We start from the raw sequence: 21,600 nt of genomic DNA, 5'->3' as shown, positions 1-21,600 counted from the left end.
ATAGTCTCCTCTAATGTAGACAAATCATCTATTTTTGGAGAATTTAGATGATTTTCTCCTAATGATAACTCTTGGAATATAGTCTCTTCTAATGCAAACAAATCATTATTAATATTGCTCTCTGCATAGTCACTAATCGCAGCATTTTTATCTTGAGGATTACCAAAAAGATCATCATCATTTGCAGTAATAAACAAGCCTTCCTCTAAGGAATTTGCAATATTCTCTACCTCATTTATATTTCCTTCTTCATTTCCATTTATTGCTTGTGCTAAATTCTCACTATTATCTTCGCCAGAAAAATCCTCTAATTCTGAGGTTGATAATAGATTGAATAAATTATCTTCTTCTATATTTTCTGCAGGTATATCATTATTTTCATCCATGGATGCCAAAGGATTATCCTCGGCATCTTCATTTTGCGAATTAATAAAAAGTGTATTTATGTTTGATGAATTTTCAGATAAGCTCTCTTCTATTGGAGCATTATTCCTATCAGGGAATAAATTTTCAAAATTATTATTTTCTTTTTTAGTTAAAGTCTCCCATGGAGGTGTTACTTCTTGATCTTTTATTTCTAATAATTCATTGATATCATCTAATGCATTAATTTCTTCAATAGATAAATCATCCTGTTCTTCCTGAGGATTATGATGAATATCTAAATTTAAAATATGATCAGACTCTAATTCTTTATTTGCTAAATCTTGATTTACATCACTTAATGAATCATTACCCAATAACTGGACAAGTGTTAAATTATCTGGAGGGATTTCTTTATTTGATTTATCATCTAGGGATTCTGTATTGTCATTCGCAGAATCAAAAAGTAATAAATCATCAAAATCACTATCATTATCTTCTGTATCACTGATGTTAAAATTATCAGTTGGTAAATCAATATTTAATACTTCTTGTTCTTGCCAGCTATCATCTAATTCTGGATTCTCATCTGCAAATAAATGAGCCAGAGTATTTAATTCTGCGCTACCAACCTCTGGACCTTTGACAGCAATATTTTTATCGTTTGAGAATAGTTCTTCCTCATCCTTTTGATCATTATCTTGATCAAAAAGCTCCAATAAATTATGCACCTTATTCTCTGGCTCTACATCTCCCAATTCTGGAGTAGGAGGATCAATTATTTGATTTTCGATATTCCTCGCAGACGTATTTGACTGTGGTATAACTACCTGAGGAGTAATTTCCTCAACCTCTTCGGCAATAGCCAGATTGCTCAATCCCATATCACCTATTAGAGCTTCTAATTGCTCGCTAGGGACTATTTCTGTTTCTTTATCTGCAAGAACTAATTCCAGAGCTTGCTTGATGCTAGTAATTGCGACTTTGGCCAACATCAGATAACTATTGGATGTATTAGCTATAGCAATACCAGCAGTTAAGCATAAAGCCGACCAATTAGCTAAATTTAGTTCTTCTCCCAGTTCAGCCAAATACTGACAGCAATCTTGCAATTGTTGACGATTGTCAGCAGTTTCAGTTTGCTTAAACAATTGCAACATTTGTCTTAATGTCTTTAAGACTTGAGTTTGCAATTGTTGCCGCCCATAACTTTCCGAAGGAGTTTGTGGAGAGTTGATTGGCCGACTAGGAGTATAATCTATTGCATCCTCTGTAGAGGTATCCGTAGTTGCTTCACTCCCTTGTTTTACAAGCATATCAAGATGTTCGTGGAGCGATTGAAAACAAGGTTCAGCTTCTGACATGAGATTATTTGCTACTTCCTCGGTCAGACCAAATGGTCCTTGTAAGTGTTTTACAAGGGCTGCCAGGGTATCAAATACATTGAGAAATAGAGTTTCTAACTTTTGGTCAACCTGAACTGGTTGTTCTTTGAGGATTTTAAAACAATCTTCCAAACGATGAGAAGTACGTTGAATACTACTCAGACCTAGCATTGCAGCCCCTCCTTTAACAGAGTGAGCCGCCCGAAACACTTCATTGAGAGTTTCTGGGTCATTTAGAGTACTCTGAAGATTCAGTAGCCCTTGCTCAATAGTGGTCAAGTGCTCTTTTGCTTCCTCGATAAAGTAACCTAAAATTCGCTGTTGTTGTTCTGGCAGCATAGCAGTTGTAATTTAAAAATTAAAAGTTAAAAATTAGGATTTAATTCATTTGTTAATTGTTATTACTAATAACAAATAACCTCATGACACAATTATCTTGATTCAGATGTTTCTACTCGGAAGCGTTCCACAGAAGAGATGAGATCACGGGATACCCCTACTAAGTGTTGTAAAGCTCCTGATACTCTTTGTGCTTCCTGGGATGTTTCTTGTGCTGTTAGCTCCACTGATTGCATTACCTGGGCTACAGCGCGAGAAGTGTCAGTCTGATTCACTGTATCAGCAGAAATTGAACGGACTAATTTATCAATGTGATCAGCTACATGAATAATGTTATCGAGCGATCGCTTGGCTTCTTCAGCCAATTTAGTACCCTTAATTACCTGCTGTGTTCCTTCTTCCATAGCCGTCATCACAGAGCCGGTTTCACTCTGAATTTGCATAACAATTTGCTCAATTTCTTTGAGGGATTTGGCTGATTTATCTGCCAGTTGCCGAACTTCGTCCGCAACAATCGCAAATCCTCTACCAGCTTCCCCAGCCCTAGCTGCCTCAATACTGGCATTTAATGCTAGTAAGTTAGTCCGAGAAGCAATCTGAGAAATCAAAGCGACAATTTTAGAAATTTCCTGGGAAGATTCAGCCAATCGCTTGACCTTACGAGTACTTTCAGCTACCGTTTCCCTAATCTCTAAAATACCTGCCACAGTATTTTCTACCGCCTCTCCTCCTTTTTGAGCAATTTCACTCGCATCATGAGTAACAGCTTCTGCTTCCCGTGCTGCTTCTGCTACCCGTTGAATAGAGTCAGTCATCACTTGAACAGAATTAAGAGTTGCTGCTAATTCTTCTGCTTGGCGCAAAGCATCACTCGATAATGCTCGAGCAAAGGTTTCAGAATTAGTTGAACCTTTGGTCACTTCCCTAGCAGCAACCTTTACCTGTTGCACAATATCTCGCAAATTTTGAATTGTCAGGTTAAAAGCATCAGCCACAGCTCCCAATACATCAGCTGTCACCTCCGCTTGTACAGTCAAATCACCCCTAGCAGCACCTTCCACATCATCGAGTAAGCGAATTACCTGACGTTGTAAATTTTCCTTGGCTTCTTCTTGCTCTTCAGCCTTGCGGGTAGCTTCATTGGTGGTGGTAAAAATCACGCGAGCCATTTCATTAAAGCCAGTAGCTAATTGCCCAAATTCGTCTTCTGAATAAACTGTGGCTTTAACATTTAAATTTCCTTGACGTACAGCATCAAACTGGGATTGTAAATCCCTAGTAGTTCGCCGCAGTTGTCTAATACTCAGACTACTAGCAATTCCAGTAGTCACAGTACCAGTAATACCTGCTGCTAACGCCATTGCCCAACCCGTATTTCTCACTGATTCTCGTTGATTCTCTGGAGAAAAAGAAGTAGCGGCAAAACTGACAGATGCAACCACAATTGCCGATACAATACCCACAGCGCCACCAATCAACCAAGGCTTAGTCTTGAGAGATGCATTCTCTAAAGGTGCAAAAAAGCCTTGTTCAACGTTCACCTCAGGTTCAATTTTCTTTAACCCAGGATCTGTAAATACTGGTACTCCTTCTTGGGAGCCAGTAATACTAAATAACTCATCATCGCGATCGCTATTGCTATCTTGGGAGGTAGTAGAAGTATCGAGAATATTATGGTTCCCGGTGGGATTTTCCAGAGAACCAGAAGTTGAAAATGCCTGATTTCCAGCAGTTTCAGGAATATTAAAACCAGGAATATCTCCTAAATCGTCAAATTCGTCAAAATCATCTAAAAACTCTATATTTCCACTTTGAGGCAAGCTAGAACTGGGAATACTACTGACATCTTCACTTTCATTAGGGTCTTCGGAACCGAATGCAGACTCAAATGCCTCAAAATCAAAACTGTCATCCCCACTATCTAAGTTATTTTCTTGGCTGAGTTTCTGGGAATGAGATTGCTGATTTTCTGATTCTAATTGAGAAAAATTATTATGATAATTTTCAATATTATTTATTGGGGATCCTACACCCATCAGTAGGGTTTCACCAGCAAGATTATTATTTCCATGATCCCCAAGGATTTTTGTCCCAGGGCTTTGGAGTTGGTCTGACTCAGAAGAAAATTCATCTTCTGAGTCAGAAAAAGGTTGGGAATTATTATTATTTGTGAATGGAGAATTTTGATCTTCTGGAGCTTCTACATTATTAGCTGGATTATCTTGTTGCCAAGGATGAGATCCATTTAACTCTGATGATTTGTCCTTTGGGAATTGGTTTTGTAAGGCAAAAGGATTATCATCCGACATCTGGGAGCTGTTAGAAGTAGTCATCAAGCCATTACTATCAACAGCCAATTCAAATGGACTACCAACAGGTAAATCATCAGAAATTACTCCTAATTCCTGACTAAAATTGTCATTATTGAGATTTAATGTATTACTTGTTATATTTTCCTTGCTAACTAAATCTTTGATATTATCAATAGATATTGCTTCCTCATCTATAGGAGAGAAGTCCATTGATTCGTCTTGATCTGTGTAGGAATCTGAATTTGCTGCTAATTGCTGCTGATATTGATTAATATTATCTAAACTATTTTGGGCAAGACCAATTAATTCTTGTTCTTCAGTTAGTTCTATAACACTTTCATACTCTGATTGTGCTACATCAAACTGTTGTAAAACATAGTATATATGACCCCTGAGCAAATGAATATTAGCATCTTCTGGGGCAATATCTACTAATTTATCGATCAGATTAGCTGCCTCTTCATAATTTGCTTGTACATAGGCTTTATATGCCTGTTGATACATTTCTTGGTAATTATCTATACTCAATGCCATTTCCTATCTCCCTGTTTTATCCTGCCCACCTAGCACTCCGCAAAATAGCCATCGGATCGAGTAACCGCAGACACTGATTATTCTGAGCATCTAATAGCCATTCACCACGTAAAAAGGGAGCCATAGTATCTGGCACATTATTGGCTACCACTAGATGCTGTACATCAAGCCATTCCATACCACCAATTGCATCTACAGCTAAGCCAACTATTGTGTCTTGCTCTTCTACAGCAATTACTGGTATTTCTGCCCGATCAGTATTTAAAGGAGTCATCTCCCCGAGAAATTGACCTAAGTCAGCCACCCAAATTACTCGACCTCGTAAATTTAGAGTACCCAAAAGTAAAGGACAAGCATTAGGAATAGGTGTAATTCTTTCTGGACTCAGCTCTATAACTTCCCTGATACCCATGGCTGGCAGTGCAAACTCCTGATGCGAAGGAATGTAGAACCTTAGATGCAACTCACCTTCAGGACTTTCTACTTGTACCTCGGGACGGAATTGGTCTTGACCACTGCCCCCTAAAAATTCTAGTTTACTGACCATGTTATTTGTGTCCTTATCCTCGCAGCAGCTGTTTGACTGTTCCAACCAATTCAGTAGGTTGAAATGGCTTGGCAATGTAAGCATCTGCACCTTGCTTCATACCCCAATAGCGGTCAAATTCTTCACCTTTAGAAGAACACATCACCACTGGTACGTCCTGGGTTTTCGGATCTGACTTTAGACGACGGCAAACTTCATAGCCATTCATTCGGGGCATGACAATATCCAAAACCACCAAATCAGGATTAGTGGTTTGAATTGTATCTAAGGCTTCTTGTCCATCACAGGCATGGGTCACTATTAAACCACTTGCTTTCAAGAGGTCGGTAATCATCTCCCTTTGCGTGAGGCTATCTTCCACAATCAGAACTGTACTCATATAATGCCTACCTACCTCCTGATGTAGATGTTCCGATTAAGAACATTTTTTGGTTTGACTGCACCAATATTATGTATAAAATACAACTAATCATCTACTTGTTTACTGAATATGGGTGGTTCTCTGGAATTTAAGGCTAATTCTGTGATACTATTTTTACCCCATTTATTATGGAATCAACAAGTATTGTTTATTTTTGAAGTCATATCACTTTCGAGATATTGTTCAACAAGCATCACTAAGTCATTGTTCCCAAAAGGCACAGTTAAATAATCTGTTGCTCCAATAATTTTTGCTTTTATGCATTCCACAAGCTTTTCTTGTTCTGTAACTAGAATAATTGGCACCTCCATAAATACAGTAGAATTTCGTAGCATTGAGCAAATTTCATAACCATCTAATTCTGGCATAGCGATTTGGCAAAAGATAAAATCTGGTTGTAATTTAAACAAAAAGCCGATGGATTCTAAGGGGTTAGTCAAGATAATCACCTCATAGCCATGGGCTTTCAAGGTTGATTCTATGACCTGGGAGGTGTAGTCTTCGTTACCAATATATGCTATAAGTTTTGTAGATTTATGCTCTAGTTTTCTAGTTAACTGATGCTTAACTTGGTTAAGGTTAGCTAAAAAAGCTATTTTTACCCACCCTTTTTCTACGTAGGGATGTATTGCCTTCGCGAACGTGAAAATGTCGCAGTTAAGATAACGAGCTAATTGACGTATGGATGTTTTGCTATCTGCCCAATGTTCCAGCTTTGTCATTGTTGCTGGAGGTAGAGCAGAATGTAACTGAGCCATATCAACTAACACAGGACATTGGTCTGGAGATTGAATATATGGATATAGCTGTTTCCAGTCCTGGACTTGCTTGATTACCCGACTTAAAATAGGCGTAATTTTTAAGGCATTTAAATGGGGAAATAGTAATGAAGTTGAGTCGAAAATGAATCGACCTTGATGCAAACTGAGTAAGTCAAAGAGAATTTCATGCACTAGGCCGTAGATAATACTATTAGCCTGAATATGATTAATCCTATTTTCTGTTAATAATTGCCATAAATACTGATATTCAGGAATATTCCATGTTATGTAGGCATTTATTGGTTTTTGTTCTAATTTAATGTTCCCATCGTAAAGATGCAAATAATCCCTCAACCGGGATAAGCTAGTGTCTCCATAAGTGGCATAAACAACTTGACCATTGGAGACAAAAATAAGGTACGTTTGCTGTTTGCAGTGATTAGAGTTACAGGTGTCCACACAAAGTAGACCAGTTCGTTGTCCCGCCTCAATCATTTGCAATATGCTGTAAATATCTATTTCCCTTAAATTTCCCTGCATTGAATCCCGAGGCACTCCTTGCTATATTCTCGACTGTGTTGGTTGATTTTGCACCTTTGCTTTTCCATTTTTCTACCAGGTGATGAATATATCCAGAAAATCTTAATAACTCATCACTCTGACCACAATTTACACACAAATCCACAAATATTGCATCCTTAGAATATTGATTTTCATTCTTATGAAAAATTACTTATCTGCGATGGCAATATTTATACAATTAATTGAAAATTAAGCTGAGAATTCGAGCATAATAATAAAGTTATATGCAAATATTTAACTTTTGCTAGATACTCATGAAAGCTGAGTAGTAACACGGTAGTCATTTTGTCTATCTTAATTACACAATTTATAAGTACAACAATCTTTTTATACAAGTATCTCATTGTGATATTTAAGCCATAGATGTATTTTTGGCATATTTTAACTACTTACAGTATGAGTTAGTTCATTTAGTAAGGTTTACAACATAATTACTTAACGTATTGTTAAAGACATAGCTAGTTATTATACAAAAGGGTGGGAGTGTGCTGTATTTAGCGGAAGTACAAAAGCCAAAGATTGGCGGACTACTCAGTGGAGTGGGAAAAACAGAGCTTAAATTAATGGCTTGTCAGCGAACCGACTTAAGTTGGAATCCCATTGATGAGGTGATTAGTACAGATGAGGCTGGCAAATTAAATGATGGGGCACTAGTGCTGGTAGAAGTGAATGCCAATCGTCAGGTACAGCGCCTCCAAGAAGCTGGTCGTCCTCTAGTAAGCATCTTACAGAATTTGTCCCGTCAGTTAGAAAAGTTGAAGCTCAAAGAAGAGGAAATCAACCAGTGGAAAGAGTCATTAACATTTCAGGCGGAGGAATTCAACAACCGTGAGCTGGAGATGGAAACACGCTGGGAACAGCTACAACAAATGGAGGATGAGTTTAAACGTTTAGAAACTGAGAAGCAGGAGTTTGAAACCACTCGTCAAGAAATAGAGCAATTACAAGCAGAAATTGAACGCAATCGGGAAGAATTAGAGGGTGCTTGGAATCATTTACGAGGCGAACAAGCTCGCTTGGAAGAATCACAAGCAGATTTACAGACGGGAAAAGTTTTAGATGAAGAACAAAGTCGCCAGTTAAAGGAATTATTACATCACCTTGCTAATGGTGTTGCTTCTCTGGAACCAGTTAGGGAAAATCTGAATTTGGCATTGTCAATGGTGGAAAGCCAGCAAGAAATTCTCAACCCCCACTGGCAGAGATTTCAGTCACAAAAAACCCTAGTGGAACAACAGGAAGCTGAAGTTGAAGGCTTGGTACAATATTCAACCCAACAACAACAAGAATGGCAAGAAGCTCAAAATAATTTGCTACAGCAGCAGATTGATCTCAAAGCTAATACAGCAGTTATGGAAAGTAAGCAAGCATATATTCAAGGCTTGCGCGAGCATTTACAACGCCAGGAAGATTTGTATCAATATATTCAATCCTTAGCTGTGATGGCAGGTGATATTGTCCTGAAGGATAAAGTGGATATCAATGCTTTAGAGAATATGTCTGTACAAGAGCTACAACAAAAGATCCAAGATTCCCAGGAAAAATTGAAAATAGATTCAAGTTTTGTTAATGATCAAGAACAAGAATTAACATACAAGTTAAAGGAGATTGCCGAACTCAGAACCAAGATCAGTCAGGCTTCAGGAGAAGAGAAAGGTCAATTAGAAGCTGTTTTAGCAGATGAGAAAGATGCTTATCAATTTCTAAATGAGTCTTTGGTGGGACAACGTCGCAGCCTATTAGATTTGGAAAGTTATTTGAGACAATATCAGGCTGTATTGTGGCAAAGACAAGGTACTTCTCTGATGAATCTTCCAGAGGAGCAGAAAATTGATCTCAAACCAGCGTTAAAACAAATTGAGATTTATAAACAGCAAAAGTTGGCTGAACTACAAAGTCTAGAAAGGGAACTTGAGGATATAGGCAATGGAATTGAGTTAGCAGAAAACATGATTCATAATCGTGTTCAAGAACAGGAAACAAAATCTCAAGAAATAAAATCCTGGGAACAAGATTTACTAGAACGGCGTAAGATTGCTGATGAATCATTAGGGAAACTGAATCTTTACCAAGAGGCTTTACAGCCGATTCAAGATGCTTTGGATGGTTTACGCCATAAATTACAGGAGTTGTCTGCATCTGTGGTAACAGCTGAGGAGGCTGGTGAAGGACAACAACAAACTATTAATGAAATCAACCAACAGTTGAATACTGTAATTGCTCAACCGGAGTTGGCAGTTTCTTAAGTTACAAAGTAAATCCAATCCCCTTGTGTATAAGCGATCGCATTTCCCGGAAAAGGATCGGTTTGGGTTTTGTTTGGTGCTGTAATTAATGCTATAAGTTTTTCGATGTGCTCAAAATTAGGGGCACAGGGCAGCATTTTTTGTAGCACTTGACGCATTACACGACGTTGCAGAGCAATTGGTATGGTTTGTAATTGACGACGATGGATTTTCTCCGGAATTTGGGATGGAGATTCTACTACTACTTTTCTGTATAATTGCTCACTGATTTGTTGTAAATATTCAACTTCCGCCTGCAATAGTTCTGCTGTTTGGGCTAGGACTGATTCGACTTGGGGATTAAAATTATCTTGTAAATAGGGTAATAGTTGTTGGCGAATGCGATTACGGGAGTATTTCACATCCTGATTGGTAATGTCTAACCAAATTGGCAATTGTAAGTCTTGACAAAATTGACCTGTTGTTGAGCGAGTAGTTTCTAACAGGGGACGCACTAACCAAATATGATCAGCGAGGGGACGTTGCCATGTTAAGGCTTGCATACCATCTGCACCGGTGCCACGAATTAGATTATAGAGCAGGGTTTCAGCCCGATCGCTGGCTGTATGTCCTGTAACTATGCAATTATATTTATGTTCCTGAGCGATCGCAGTTAATGCTTGATAGCGCCAATGGCGGGCAGCAGCTTCGGTTTTGACTGGTTGTTCGGCTATAGTTAAATAAAAAGATACATTCCAGGATTGAGCTAAATTTTCTACGTGTTTAGCATTAGCCTGGGAATCGGCACGCCAGCGATGATCGCAATGGGCAATACCTAAATCCCAATCCCATTTTGCCTGTAAGTCTAATAGTAGTTTGCTCAAACATAGGGAATCTTGTCCGCCAGAAACTGCAATTAACAGTCGGTGATTTTTCTCAAATAAATGGCGGGTACGAATAGTTTGATGAATCTTGGCGTGTAAGGGAGTCCATTGCATTAATCAAGTACAAGCTTTTGGTTTTAGATTGATCCTGACTTGAAAATGGGGAGTGGGGAATCGGGAGTGGGGAGTCGGGAGTCGGAAAAAGGTATTTTCATCCTTGGTTGTGTACAAACGTACATGGGGGACTGACTTGAAAATAAGGGTTAGGTGTTAGGGGTTGGGGGATAGGGAAGCCTTGATGGGGAAAAATTTTTTCATCGGGACTACCTCCTATTTTTTTTCGTGGTCAGGATAGAAGTGAACATCATCAGAAAACCACCTAGTAAAATAGCGATCGCTAATCCTACAGTTACTAAATCTATTACTTGAGTATTATCCATGATTAAAAATCTTTCTATGAGTTATAGCATTTTGGATTTTAGATATATTTATAGCACTACGCTATATCCAGGAAGGGAAATTCATAAGTGTTTTGGGATTTACTAGTTACCTCTTCCTTCTGACTTCTCGCGTAGCGAGTTAAAAATCTACGCCACGCTTCAGTTCTACACCATGATTGGCATAATGTTTGTGACAGTAAACTTCAGAGTGAATGCTGGCTAAATCAAAGTATGCAGGCTGATTTTGACAGCGACCAGTAATAATAATCTCTGTATGGGGTGGTTTACGTAGTAAAGCTTGAACAATTGGTTCGACTGGGAGTAATTCTAAGTCAACAGTGGGGTTTAGTTCATCCAGAATAATGGTTTTATACAATCCCGACGCGATCGCAGTTTTGGCAATTTCCCAACCTCGTTCAGCTTCTACATAATCCAATTCTTGCCGGGATTTGCGCCAGACAATGGCATCTCTACCACAGCGTTGATGATCTACTACCTCTGGATATGATTGTTGTAAAGCAGCGATCGCAGCATCTTCCGTATAACCACTACCTCCTTTCAACCATTGCATAATTAATACACGAGTAGAACCAGGATGGTTAATACCTCTACCAATTGCCTGTAAAGCTTTTCCTAAAGCGCTCGTAGATTTGCCCTTGCCTGCCCCAGTATAAATTTCTACTCCTTTAATGCCCTGAACAGTGGCATTAGGATGGTGTTTAGGTTGCATTTCCGAGTGTAAGTCAGCAATATCGAGTAATTGTTGGGGTGCGGCGCGTCCAGTGGTAATTATTTCTAAATCATAGGGTTTAGACTTGAGGGTGTTTACCACCTCATCTACATCTAGTAATCCCAAATCCAAAACAGGGTTAATTTCATCTAAGACTACAACCGAGTATAAATCAGAAGCGATCGCTCCTTTGGCTACATCCCAACCTCGTGCAGCTTCAGTTCTATCAAAGGTCGTAATTTCATCTGCACCAAAAAATTCTGCTCTACCGGTGCGAACCTGATCGATTAAATGAGGAAAACCCCTCTGTAAAGCCGTAATTGCTCCATCTTCATCGTAATCCCTTTCTGGCCCCTTCAAAAACCGTAGCAACAAAACACGATTGGCATTGCTAGGTGTATTGATTCCTAAGCCGATTGAGCGTAATACCACTCCTAAGGCAGCTTGAGACTTACCTTTACCCAAACCATCATAAACGTGGATTTGTCCTGTAGCACGTTGTTGAACCACTTGTGCTGTACGAATACCAATGCCATTCCTAGTCATCTCACCAAAAGCCCTAATGTGGCAGTCCTTTTTTAGTCCAGTATTGTCTTATCAACCAAGCAGTCTTATCTCTAATACTATTTAGTTGAGGCAAAGCTTTGTTTGCATCTTCAGACTGCTCATTTTAGCATCCCGATAGGGAATCAGGGAGGGAAGGAAGGAAAGAGGGGAGGAGGGAAAGAGGGAAGGAGAGAAAGAATAATTTTTGCAATATATTACCTAAGTAAATTGTCAATTAAATCAAACTGCTGTATAAAAATACAAAAAAATGGTAAAACACTCGAAGCAATGAGATAAAACATCTCAGTGTTCGAGCCATAGCCATACTTATTCACTTTATATCTTCGGTATCATTTGTGAAATATGCTAGATTTTATTTCCTTCGATTTTTCTCCCATTTTACCTGTAGGTATTGTTTTATTTGATTTATTATTCCTAATCATCGCAATTCCTATAGAGGCCTATGTTTTAAATGCACGTTTAAAGTTCGATCAAAAAAGTAGTGCTTTCTACGCTATCTCTATAAATATTTTTGCTAATGTCCTTGGCTGGCTAGTATTTTTCTTCACTGAGTCTTCATTTCCTTACCGGAATAAGTCGGAAGTACTAAATTTTGTTTTTTTTAATCGGTTTCAATCAGAAAGAATATATTCATTCCTAGTTGTAATTGCTTTCTTCATTTTTTTTGCTACTTTCTTATTCAAAGTTATTACCTTACAACTGTTATTGTTGATCTGGGATAAATCAGATCGGAAAAAGCCAGAGCAAGAAGTTTCTCTTGCTCAAAGACGTTCTTCTCGAAGATACAAATTTAATCAAGTACAAAGAACAAATGTAGTTACCAGTGTATTAATAGCTAATTCTCTAAGCTATAGCGCAATTACAATTATTTTAGCTATTTGCTTTTCTTGGTAGTAGCAACAAGATAAATTCAGGGTAATTTACAAATTAGAGGATTAATTAAATGGAAATAATTAAAGATTTCTTAATTGGTACTTTCAAATTTATCCAAGATATCCTCCGTGGTACTCAAAAGTTATTATTACCATCCAAAGCTTACTCTTGGCAAACACTAATTTATTTGAGTGTTTTTTCTTGGATAATGTCATCTTGGGCAACAACTTTTTTTGTCAAAGAGATTATTGCTTACTGTGGTTGGGGATTTTTAATTTTAGGTACTGCTTGGTATACAACTGATAATCCTGTGGTGGTTCCTGGAACCTCTATGCCTGTGGGAGCATTGATTACAGGAGGACTAGTTAGCTTATTTGCTTTTCGCGATGGGCAAAATCTCTTAAATCCCATTGCATTTGTACTATGGCCAACAATGTCTGCATTAATTACTGCTATTCCTGAGTTTTTTCAAGGCACTGGTACTAATGTTAATGCACAAATTCCTAAGCCAGAAGCTCGTCAGAAAATCATAGTTATAATTGCTAGCTCAATGTTGATTAGTTGCTGGTTACAAGTATATTTTGTGCTGGATAATTGGGTAAAACAATACCCGAGTTTATTAACTGATAATCTGAATAATAGTGTCTTAGTGAAAAATTTTTCACCTCCTGAAGACTCACAAATCAAGAAGATTCCTAAAAATGGAGTAGTTATCTTAAATAAATTAGTACCTACAATCATTACCCAAATTGATGATCAACCTTGGTCAAAGGTTGAACGAATACTTGAAAATGCTAGAGCCAAAGACTCAGAGATTAGTAAGTTGGGTAGAAGAATCATTGAAGCAGAGCTAGGGGCTTATAAAGAAAGGGATTTATGGCGGGTGGAGGCACGGGTAAATAGCATCAATACCAAAAGTCCAAATGTTTATAAACTTAATTTACTGAGTATCTGGAGTGGTCCCAGTTCCACAAAAGAAGGGTATTATCTACAACGTTCTTGCCAAATTGAACCAATGGCATCATCTAGTAATACTAGTGGTAGAGAAGAGGGAGCAAGAGCAGAAATTGAATGCGAAGCCAAGACTTCCTTTTTCGCCGAGTCGCCACCACCTCAAGGATGAAAATAATATAGATAGCAGTGTCAATTATTACCGGGTGAATCAATAACTATGAATTTGAACAGAATTTCTGTGATCGCAACTAATGTGTTTCGAGAAATGGTACGCGATCGCATTCTCTATATTCTCGGATTTTACATTTTTATACTTGCTACTGCTTTTTTATTACTGCCCGAAGTCTCTGGGTCTGCGGATGATAAGATGTTTTTAGATTTGGGCTTGGCAGCAATGGCTGTTCTAGGTTTAGTGGTGGCGGTATTTATTGGTACGGGTTTAGTTAATAAGGAAATTGAAAAACGAACCCTGCTAGTATTCATTGCTAAACCCGTGAGCCGTAGTGAATTTTTAATTGGTAAGTATTTGGGGTTAGTTGGGATATTAACTTCCCTAGTTGCTGTGATGACGGTTGTTTACTTGATTTTTCTGCAAGTTGGTAATATTAACTATCAGGCTGCCAGCATTTTCATCTCTGCAATTTTTTTGATTTTACAGTTATGTTTAATCTCTGCCGTTGCCATTACTTTTGGTATGATATCTAATTCTCTATTAGCAACACCTTTAACAATTGCAGTTTATTTTATTGGTAATCTTACCCAAGATATCCTCAAGTTTGGTCGTTTAAGCAACAATCCTGATTTTGAACGTTTGGCTCAAGGATTGTATTTGGTTTTGCCAGATTTATCTAGATTGGATCTGAAGAATGATGCTGTTTATGGATTACAAGCATTACCTGATTTCACCACATTACTTGGTAATGGCTTATATGGCATATTTTATAGCTTCATGTTAATTGCGATCGCTGTTCTGATATTCTCTCAGCGCGAGTTCTAATTTTAACCTGAGTTCAGGCTCAGGAAAGGGGCAGGTATTAAAGTAGCGTTGTTAAATCAAGTACTTGCCCTCTGCCCCCTTGCAGTCTTAACCATAAGTCTTCGTGTCTAATATTGATTTCCAGTACTTTGTTTTTTAAGCAGGGATTTCCAGTCTTTCATTGCTTCTTCTGACCACAGCCAATTTTTTGCTAGTTCCTGCAACTGGAAATTTACCGGATCTTCTTTTAATACCATTTGCCTCAGCTTGATAGCTTCATCCAAATATTGTTCTTGTTTTGTACTATGTTGTTGAGGTGCGGCTTTATACAATCCAATAACTAAACCTGCGTAGGCTGTGAGAGGATTTTGATTTATTTCTTCTTCCAGCAGAACTGTTTTGGGAGCATTAGAAGCATTCTTCTGTTTGACAGCAATATCTATTGCCTTAAACCAAGAATTGTTGGCTCGATTCAAATTTCCTTCTGCATAATAAGCAAATCCCAATACTGTAGAATAAAGTGAAGAATTAGGCTCGGCGTTGGCTGCCATTTCCCAATGACGACGAGCATCATCTACTTTGTATGTTTTATCTTTAGTTTGAAGGAATTGCCAAATTAAGCGTCCCCAAAGAAAATTAACAGATGGATGATCTTTGTGTTCTGAACTAACTAGTTTTAGAGCAGTTTGAGCATTATTTAGGGCATTACGGTTTAAAAGTTCTTCTACTGCTCTTAATCCGGAACGCAAATCACCTTGACTCAGTTTTTCACTGCCATAGGCTGTAACAATGCTAGTAGCAGATGTTTTTAAATCAATAGAGATTTCTGGAACTGATGCAGTTTGATTGGGTATGGGTGGGATATCTGGTAAATCTGATTGTTGATTTTGCCACCACCAGCCCAAACCAATCACAGTAGCGATCGCTCCTACACCAACTACCCCCAGAATATTTCTCTGACTACGTTTGAGACGAGGGATTGACCAAATCGATTTTGATTTTATTTGGCGATTACCGTGAGATGGTTCTTTGGCAACATCGCCCTTGAGACGGCTCCCTGTGGAACCATCCCCATTACCACCAATGGTAGTTGGTTGACTAGATTGATTCTGACTAATAGCTCCAGATATGCCAGTTGCAGACCCTAACTCTTGGGAATTTGATGATGGGGGAAAATTATTTTCCTCTTCTCCCCACATATAACTGTCCTGGGGATGGGTGTCTGTAGGTGATTGCTGCAATTCCCCTGTTATAGTAGATTCCCCACTAGCCCCTTTTTGCAAATCTAATTGGCGAAACAGATCGGAAACCATTGCGGAATCATCTGCATAACTAGGATCTTCATAATCTATATCACTAGCTAGATCCAAATCATGTGAGTCATCTTCACCCCACCATACCAATTCAGAAGCATTTGAAGTGAAATCCATATCATCTATGGCTTCCAAAGGAAAATCTAGTTGGGAATCACTGTTTGTTTGGGAGTAAATACTACTTGTTAATTGAGGATCGTATTCATCAAATAATTCATCTGTCTCAGGTAAATCCATACCTGGGCAAAGAAAACCATTAGACTCTGAATGTAAATAGAGAATTGGCAAAGCCCAGTACATTTGGTGAGAACCATAGGCAGAAATCAAACCCTGACGCATTCGATTCACGCACAAATCTACCGAATATCCTTGACTTAAATTACGGTAAAACAATTGTGTTAATGTCAAGGCAACATCATCGGGAATTCTTTCCGACATTGCCAAAACACATCTAATGCCTCGTTTTACCAGAGTTTCCGTCAGATTGCGCTCCCCTGCTTCTGCATTATCTCGATTTGTGGCTGCATAGGTGCCCAAGCAGGAGTTAAACACAGCCATTTGGATATTATTATTAACCAGTAAACCGGCCAAATCATCACCACTGAGAGTTTCCGTTAAGCCGGTTCTATGGCTCACCAAATATATTTCACCTCCATTAACTCCTAAGTTACTATGACCGGAGTAATGCAGGACATGGAATCTTCCTTGCTCTAAAGCCTGGGTTAATTCTTCTCTACCTGGTTGCTCTAAAATAGTGAGTTGAATCCCACCATGAAAATTACTACTTTCTGAACCAGTAATTGGTTGACGACTTAATTCCGCTTGCAGTTGGTTCGCTTCTTGTATGAGTAAATCCAGACGTACTTGATCTGCCGGAGAAGCAACCACCATTAACACATTTATACCCCCTGTCTCCGAGGGATTAGGCAGACTACTTGATAGTAGATGGGATGCGGATTGAATCCCGGTTTGGTAACGAGAAAAAGCTATGTATAATCCAGTTGCAATGGGGCGATCGCCAGCGTGCATAACTTCCCAAGGCAAACGAGCCAATTGGGTATCTTTTAATCCTAAACGCAAACGCAAGACCTGCTTTTGGTTTTGAGCGATGCCTTGTGCTGTAATTAAACTATCTCTGAGAGTGCCTTGAAATAATGCATTGTAAAGTTCCTGACCTAGAGCAACCAAATTGACGGAATTTCTGGCGTTTGTCTCTTCTAAATCGTCGTTCAGTAAATTGGTATCTCCCTGCAAAATTGACTCCAATGGGTCATTCATCAGGTGTCCAGCAACAGTCAACCATTCAGATACCGGCCAAGTCACCAATTCTTCAGCCAATGGTACTCCAGGGGCAACTTTTTCCGTGCGTACCAAGTAGTAATTTTGTCCTTCTTGTCCTACTGGGGTAACGGAAATATGAAATTCCTGGTGACGTTTCTGGGTCACAGCTTCTCCTATTTGGCTCTTCAATCTGGTTGGCAACGCAATTCATAATTTTAGTTGATGTTTCGCTGCTCCTGATACTTTAGATGCATCCCGGCACTGAATGTTTCTTCAGTCTAGTTGTTTTACTAATTTTAGCTTTTTCAACTTTATCCGGATGATACTATTTTCACCCCGAACACCGTTATTGGTAGATGCAACTTGATCTTCAAATCCCCAGTGGAATTATATCCTCTGGGGTTTTTTATGGTTGGCAAAAAACAATCTTAAACTATTCCGAAAATTCTATCCGGAGCATGTCCTTTTACCTCAGAACACCTATTACTAGATGCACCCTAATCATCCATTCCCCTTACAGGTTCAAACCTACTAGGGTTTTTTTTTATGACATGAAACCTAGATAATATTAAGTAAATTTCTTCACAGAATAGTGGTTATATAAACACATTATTTTGTTTGGGTATTTGGTCATATTTTGTCAACTAATTGGTTAATTAACAGCAGAGTTAATTAAATAATGCTACCCTATCGTATTTCTAACATACTAAATTCCTCTGACAACGAGTGATACATATTTTACAATCTATTACTAGACGTATCTCAGATGATAACTCACTCCCCCTATTGGTGTTATTGAGGGATTCTTTGTATATTGTAATCATGTTTTCGACTCTAATTTTTGTTGTTTATCCGGAACATATTGATTCTCGAAGAACAATGTACTGGTAGATGCACCCTGATAACTCGCTCCCCCCGTTAGTTGATGCTGGCTGGGGGATTTTTTTATGGTTAGGGAAAATTTTTTATCCTATTTTGAGCAAAACATCCGGATAGTACGTATAAATATAGAACAATGTACTGGTAGATGCACCCTGATAACTCACTCCCCCTGTTAGTTGATGCTGGCTGGGGGATTTTTTTGTTCGTGCATCATGCGATTGGAAGCACGTAAGAATAATATATCCGGATATGCCAAATAAGTCTAGAACAACTTATTTGGTAGATGCACCCTGATAACTCACTCCCCTTGTTAGTTGATGCTGGCTGGGGGATTTTTTTGTTCGTGCATCATGCAATTTGCGGTAGGTAAGAATAATATATCCGGATATTACCAATAAGTCTAGAACAACTTATTTGGTAGATGCACCCTGATAACTCACTCCCCCTGTTAGTTGATGCTGGCTGGGGGATTTTTTTTGATATACACTCACCAAAAATACCGATCTCAACTTTATATTAAGGCTGTGATATCCCTCCGTTTTTTCATAACAATTGCTACTCATTCATGCCTGTTGTGGTATCCGCACGTTACAGGAATTCATCTGAGTTATGGTAAAATTCTATAAATTTTGTGTTTAAAATTTGTTATTCAGTCAATTAAATTTCTAAGAGTAGCAGAGGGATATGCAATTAGCAGTAATTAAGTTTTCTTCAGAAGACTGCGGCATTTGCCATAAAATGTCTTTTTATGACCAAAAGGTTATAGAAGAACTGGATTTGCAGTTTATAGATGTGAAGATGCAAGATACTGCGACCTATCGTAAGTACCGAAAAGTATTATTAAGCCAGTATCCTGATAAGTCCGAAATGGGATGGCCTACTTACATTATCTGTGATTCTCCAGAAGGAGAATTTAAAATTGTAGGTGAGGTAAAAGGAGGACATCCCAAAGGAGAATTTAGAAGCCGTATACAAAAAGTCTTAGATGCGGTAGGTATTAGTCAGAGTCCATAATCTCAAAAGATTCGACTTCGAGTACGGGACCGATCATTGCCATAGTCATCACATCTTCTCTAATCTGTCCCGTTACTCTAGCTTTTAGTTCAGGATGTAATAAAGCTGCGTCTGCTCCTTTGAAAATTTCATAGGTGACTCCTTCTTCTGAAACAAGTGCCCATGCGCCCATACCAATGTCACGGCGTTGAATTGTGCCTAATATTGTGATGCTCATCTAAATTAAATATTTATAAATTTAGTAGTTATTTACAATTTTTGACCGAAAAAGAAAAGGATACAAGCCCCTACATTCATGTATGGGGTTTCTCCCCTGCCTCTTCCTGACATCTTCCCCGGTTGGAAACACGGGGGATTCTAAACGGATGTTGCGGGAGCCGGATAAAATCCGAGCTACGCAACGTTTACGATATGATTTATTTAATCGTGTAAACAAGTCAGAATATCCTCCTCTGGAACCAGGGGAGTGTCAATTATTCAGATTATTCATTAGTACACCCTAGTGCCTTTTTTTGCATAGTTTTGAAAATATTGTAAAAACCATTGGCGCGGGAAGGTGTAAGGCTAACATTTAAGCCAGTTTCTTGAATAAAATCTGGAGCTAATTGGGCAATTTCTGTGGGTGATAATCCCTGTAATCCTTCGATTAAAAGTCCTACCAGACCTTTGGTTAACTGAGAATCGGAATCTCCTTGATATATGACTTTACCTGAATCTAGGGAAGCGGTGATATAAACTTGAGAAACACATCCAGGAACCTTATTTTCAGGTATCTTATAAGCTTCTGGAAACTCCTGTAGACGTTGACCATACCAAATTAGTTGTTCATAGCGTCGCTTGGGGTCTGTAGCCCGTTGGAAACGTTGGACAATTTTGGCAAGAGCTGGTGGTAAAGAATCTATGGTCGAGGACATAACAAGGCATATAATTGAGGCTATTATCTTGAGTGTAAATTATCTGGGAATGAATTGTTGCTTGCCAAGAAATGTAACCATTTGATAGGGGATTCTTTAGGATGTGAACTGGGAACCAATCAGCATAGTTCCAATCCCACCATCAGTAAATACTTCCAATAATAAAGCATGGGGAATGCGACCATCAATGATGTGTGTTGCTTTCACCCCTTGGGCTAGCGATCGCACACAACAATTGACTTTAGGAATCATACCACCAGCTACCGTACCATCAGCAATCAATTTTCTCGCCTCTTGAATATCAACTTTGGGAATTAAAGTCGAAGGGTCTTTGTAATCCTTTAAAATACCAGGTGTATCTGTGAGTAAAATCAACTTTTCTGCCCCTAAAGCAGCTGCAATTTCCCCAGCCACGGTATCAGCATTAATGTTGTAAGCCTGTCCTTTTTCATCCGCAGCGACACTGGAAACTACGGGAATATACCCATTACTTACCAATGTTTCCAAGATTTTAGTGTCTACACTGCTTACTTCTCCAACAAAACCAATGCCTTCTTCACCTTGGGGACGAGCCACAATCAAGTTACCATCTTTACCACACATACCTACACCTTTACCACCAGCTTGGTTAATCAGGGAGACAATTTCTTTATTCACCCGACCAACTAATACCATTTCCACCACGTCCATGGTTGGTGCATCCGTAACTCGCAGTCCATTTTTAAATTGCGCTTCTATCCCTAATTTATTCAGCCAGCTATTAATTTCTGGGCCACCGCCATGCACTAAAATTGGTCTTAAGCCAACACAAGATAAAAAAACGATATCGCGAATCACCTTATCTTTGAGATTGCTGTCTTTCATTGCCGCACCACCATATTTGACCACAATGGTGCGACCTGTAAATTGTTGAATGTAAGGTAATGCCTCGCTGAGAACTCTTACCCGTGTGGCTTCAGTTTGCCTCATGTATTCTGTATCGTTGACCATCATCAAAGAGCTTGGGCGGAAAAAACTGCTCTAGACAGTTTATCAGTTGACGGTTGACGGGTGAACGAAATTTTGAGTGGGATTTCTCGCTAAGTATCCAAAAAATCACCAAAATAGGGAGTAAGGAGTAGAGAGTAGGGAGTAGGGTCAGAGGAAAAATACCCTACTCCAGGATGGTTTGTTAGCGTTAGCGAAGCGCGAAGCGTCTCCTGAAAGGAGATAGCCCCCGGATTTATCCGTGGAAAGTTAAGAAAATTTGGGTGGAGAGGCGCGCTTGCGGTGACAGACAAAACGTCAACATTAAATCCCCTAC

General features: G+C 38.8%; 16 protein-coding genes. 5 read left to right on the top strand and 11 right to left on the bottom strand.

What is annotated here, in order from left to right; genetic code table 11:
* The 5 genes from CALSC_RS21895 to CALSC_RS21875 all read right to left on the bottom strand — a co-directional run.
* A partial coding sequence (locus CALSC_RS21895; protein ID WP_200817714.1) for an Hpt domain-containing protein occupies window positions 1-2,087 on the bottom strand: 2,087 nt, incomplete at its 3' end.
* Between the two features lie 92 nt (window positions 2,088-2,179).
* Window positions 2,180-4,933 carry a methyl-accepting chemotaxis protein gene (locus tag CALSC_RS21890; protein WP_088243373.1) on the bottom strand — a complete coding sequence of 918 codons (2,754 nt, stop codon included), beginning with the start codon at window positions 4,931-4,933 and terminating at the stop codon, window positions 2,180-2,182.
* A 16-nt stretch (window positions 4,934-4,949) separates the two neighbouring features.
* Window positions 4,950-5,480, bottom strand: a complete 531-nt coding sequence (locus CALSC_RS21885) for a chemotaxis protein CheW (RefSeq protein WP_088243372.1) — start codon at window positions 5,478-5,480, stop codon at window positions 4,950-4,952.
* Between the two features lie 13 nt (window positions 5,481-5,493).
* Window positions 5,494-5,859 carry a response regulator transcription factor gene (locus CALSC_RS21880; protein WP_088243371.1) on the bottom strand — a complete coding sequence of 122 codons (366 nt, stop codon included), beginning with the start codon at window positions 5,857-5,859 and terminating at the stop codon, window positions 5,494-5,496.
* 176 nt (window positions 5,860-6,035) lie between these two features.
* Complete coding sequence (locus tag CALSC_RS21875; protein ID WP_200817713.1) at window positions 6,036-7,202, bottom strand: response regulator; 1,167 nt, start codon at window positions 7,200-7,202, stop codon at window positions 6,036-6,038.
* Window positions 7,203-7,729: 527 nt separating this feature from the next.
* Between CALSC_RS21875 and hmpF the strand changes: the two genes are divergently transcribed.
* On the top strand, window positions 7,730-9,490 hold the full coding sequence (gene hmpF / locus CALSC_RS21870) for a pilus motility taxis protein HmpF (protein ID WP_088243370.1): 1,761 nt from the start codon (window positions 7,730-7,732) through the stop codon (window positions 9,488-9,490).
* Here hmpF and tilS read toward each other — a convergent pair.
* Window positions 9,487-10,467 (bottom strand): tRNA lysidine(34) synthetase TilS, encoded by a 981-nt coding sequence (tilS, locus tag CALSC_RS21865; protein ID WP_088243369.1) that lies wholly within the window; start codon window positions 10,465-10,467, stop codon window positions 9,487-9,489. The genes hmpF and tilS overlap by 4 nt on opposite strands.
* A 465-nt stretch (window positions 10,468-10,932) precedes the next feature.
* Entirely contained in the window at window positions 10,933-12,069 is a 1,137-nt protein-coding gene (locus tag CALSC_RS21860) for a cob(I)yrinic acid a,c-diamide adenosyltransferase (protein ID WP_088243368.1), read from the bottom strand.
* Between the two features lie 363 nt (window positions 12,070-12,432).
* On the opposite strand from CALSC_RS21860, the gene fraC reads away from it, so the two are divergent.
* From fraC to CALSC_RS21840, 3 genes are read left to right on the top strand one after another with little or no spacing between them, the layout of a single operon-like run.
* Window positions 12,433-12,984: a filament integrity protein FraC gene (gene fraC, locus CALSC_RS21850; RefSeq protein WP_088243366.1), complete on the top strand. Its 552-nt coding sequence runs from the start codon at window positions 12,433-12,435 to the stop codon at window positions 12,982-12,984.
* Window positions 12,985-13,033: 49 nt separating this feature from the next.
* Window positions 13,034-14,086 carry a septal junction protein FraD gene (gene fraD, locus CALSC_RS21845; protein ID WP_088243365.1) on the top strand — a complete coding sequence of 351 codons (1,053 nt, stop codon included), beginning with the start codon at window positions 13,034-13,036 and terminating at the stop codon, window positions 14,084-14,086.
* Window positions 14,087-14,134: 48 nt separating this feature from the next.
* Window positions 14,135-14,914 (top strand): ABC transporter permease, encoded by a 780-nt coding sequence (locus CALSC_RS21840; protein WP_088243364.1) that lies wholly within the window; start codon window positions 14,135-14,137, stop codon window positions 14,912-14,914.
* 107 nt (window positions 14,915-15,021) lie between these two features.
* Here CALSC_RS21840 and hetF read toward each other — a convergent pair whose 3' ends face one another.
* Window positions 15,022-17,652 (bottom strand): cell division protein HetF, encoded by a 2,631-nt coding sequence (gene hetF, locus CALSC_RS21835; protein ID WP_088243375.1) that lies wholly within the window; start codon window positions 17,650-17,652, stop codon window positions 15,022-15,024.
* A gap of 1,401 nt (window positions 17,653-19,053) precedes the next feature.
* On the opposite strand from hetF, the gene CALSC_RS21830 reads away from it, so the two are divergent.
* Window positions 19,054-19,383, top strand: a complete 330-nt coding sequence (locus tag CALSC_RS21830; protein ID WP_088243363.1) for a thioredoxin domain-containing protein — start codon at window positions 19,054-19,056, stop codon at window positions 19,381-19,383.
* On the opposite strand, the gene CALSC_RS21825 is transcribed toward CALSC_RS21830, so the two are convergent.
* The 3 genes from CALSC_RS21825 to argB all read right to left on the bottom strand — a co-directional run bounded on the left by CALSC_RS21825 (window position 19,367) and on the right by argB (window position 21,290).
* Window positions 19,367-19,600, bottom strand: a complete 234-nt coding sequence (locus CALSC_RS21825) for a hypothetical protein (protein ID WP_088243362.1) — start codon at window positions 19,598-19,600, stop codon at window positions 19,367-19,369. The genes CALSC_RS21830 and CALSC_RS21825 overlap by 17 nt on opposite strands.
* A 265-nt stretch (window positions 19,601-19,865) precedes the next feature.
* On the bottom strand, window positions 19,866-20,297 hold the full coding sequence (locus CALSC_RS21820) for a SufE family protein (protein WP_088243361.1): 432 nt from the start codon (window positions 20,295-20,297) through the stop codon (window positions 19,866-19,868).
* A gap of 96 nt (window positions 20,298-20,393) precedes the next feature.
* Window positions 20,394-21,290: an acetylglutamate kinase gene (gene argB / locus CALSC_RS21815; protein WP_200817712.1), complete on the bottom strand. Its 897-nt coding sequence runs from the start codon at window positions 21,288-21,290 to the stop codon at window positions 20,394-20,396.
* Between the last annotated feature and the right edge of the window lie 310 nt (window positions 21,291-21,600).

Origin of the sequence: Calothrix rhizosoleniae SC01 (assembly GCF_900185595.1) — a bacterium.
In the GTDB taxonomy this organism is placed as follows: domain Bacteria; phylum Cyanobacteriota; class Cyanobacteriia; order Cyanobacteriales; family Nostocaceae; genus Calothrix_A; species Calothrix_A rhizosoleniae.
The sequence above is the reverse complement of the archived record's forward strand: the minus strand, read 5'-3'. Positions and strand labels throughout refer to the sequence as shown.

Excerpts from the sequence above, each read along its gene's own strand:
- CALSC_RS21885 (WP_088243372.1), bottom strand. The coding sequence starts at position 5,480 with ATGGTCAGTAAACTAGAATTTTTAGGGGGCAGTGGTCAAGACCAATTC.
- fraC (WP_088243366.1), top strand. The coding sequence starts at position 12,433 with ATGCTAGATTTTATTTCCTTCGATTTTTCTCCCATTTTACCTGTAGGT.
- CALSC_RS21830 (WP_088243363.1), top strand. The coding sequence starts at position 19,054 with ATGCAATTAGCAGTAATTAAGTTTTCTTCAGAAGACTGCGGCATTTGC.
- CALSC_RS21825 (WP_088243362.1), bottom strand. The coding sequence starts at position 19,600 with ATGAGCATCACAATATTAGGCACAATTCAACGCCGTGACATTGGTATG.
- CALSC_RS21875 (WP_200817713.1), bottom strand. The coding sequence starts at position 7,202 with ATGCAGGGAAATTTAAGGGAAATAGATATTTACAGCATATTGCAAATG.
- CALSC_RS21890 (WP_088243373.1), bottom strand. The coding sequence starts at position 4,933 with ATGGCATTGAGTATAGATAATTACCAAGAAATGTATCAACAGGCATAT.
- tilS (WP_088243369.1), bottom strand. The coding sequence starts at position 10,467 with ATGCAATGGACTCCCTTACACGCCAAGATTCATCAAACTATTCGTACC.
- fraD (WP_088243365.1), top strand. The coding sequence starts at position 13,034 with ATGGAAATAATTAAAGATTTCTTAATTGGTACTTTCAAATTTATCCAA.
- CALSC_RS21880 (WP_088243371.1), bottom strand. The coding sequence starts at position 5,859 with ATGAGTACAGTTCTGATTGTGGAAGATAGCCTCACGCAAAGGGAGATG.
- CALSC_RS21860 (WP_088243368.1), bottom strand. The coding sequence starts at position 12,069 with ATGACTAGGAATGGCATTGGTATTCGTACAGCACAAGTGGTTCAACAA.
- argB (WP_200817712.1), bottom strand. The coding sequence starts at position 21,290 with ATGATGGTCAACGATACAGAATACATGAGGCAAACTGAAGCCACACGG.
- CALSC_RS21840 (WP_088243364.1), top strand. The coding sequence starts at position 14,135 with ATGAATTTGAACAGAATTTCTGTGATCGCAACTAATGTGTTTCGAGAA.
- CALSC_RS21820 (WP_088243361.1), bottom strand. The coding sequence starts at position 20,297 with ATGTCCTCGACCATAGATTCTTTACCACCAGCTCTTGCCAAAATTGTC.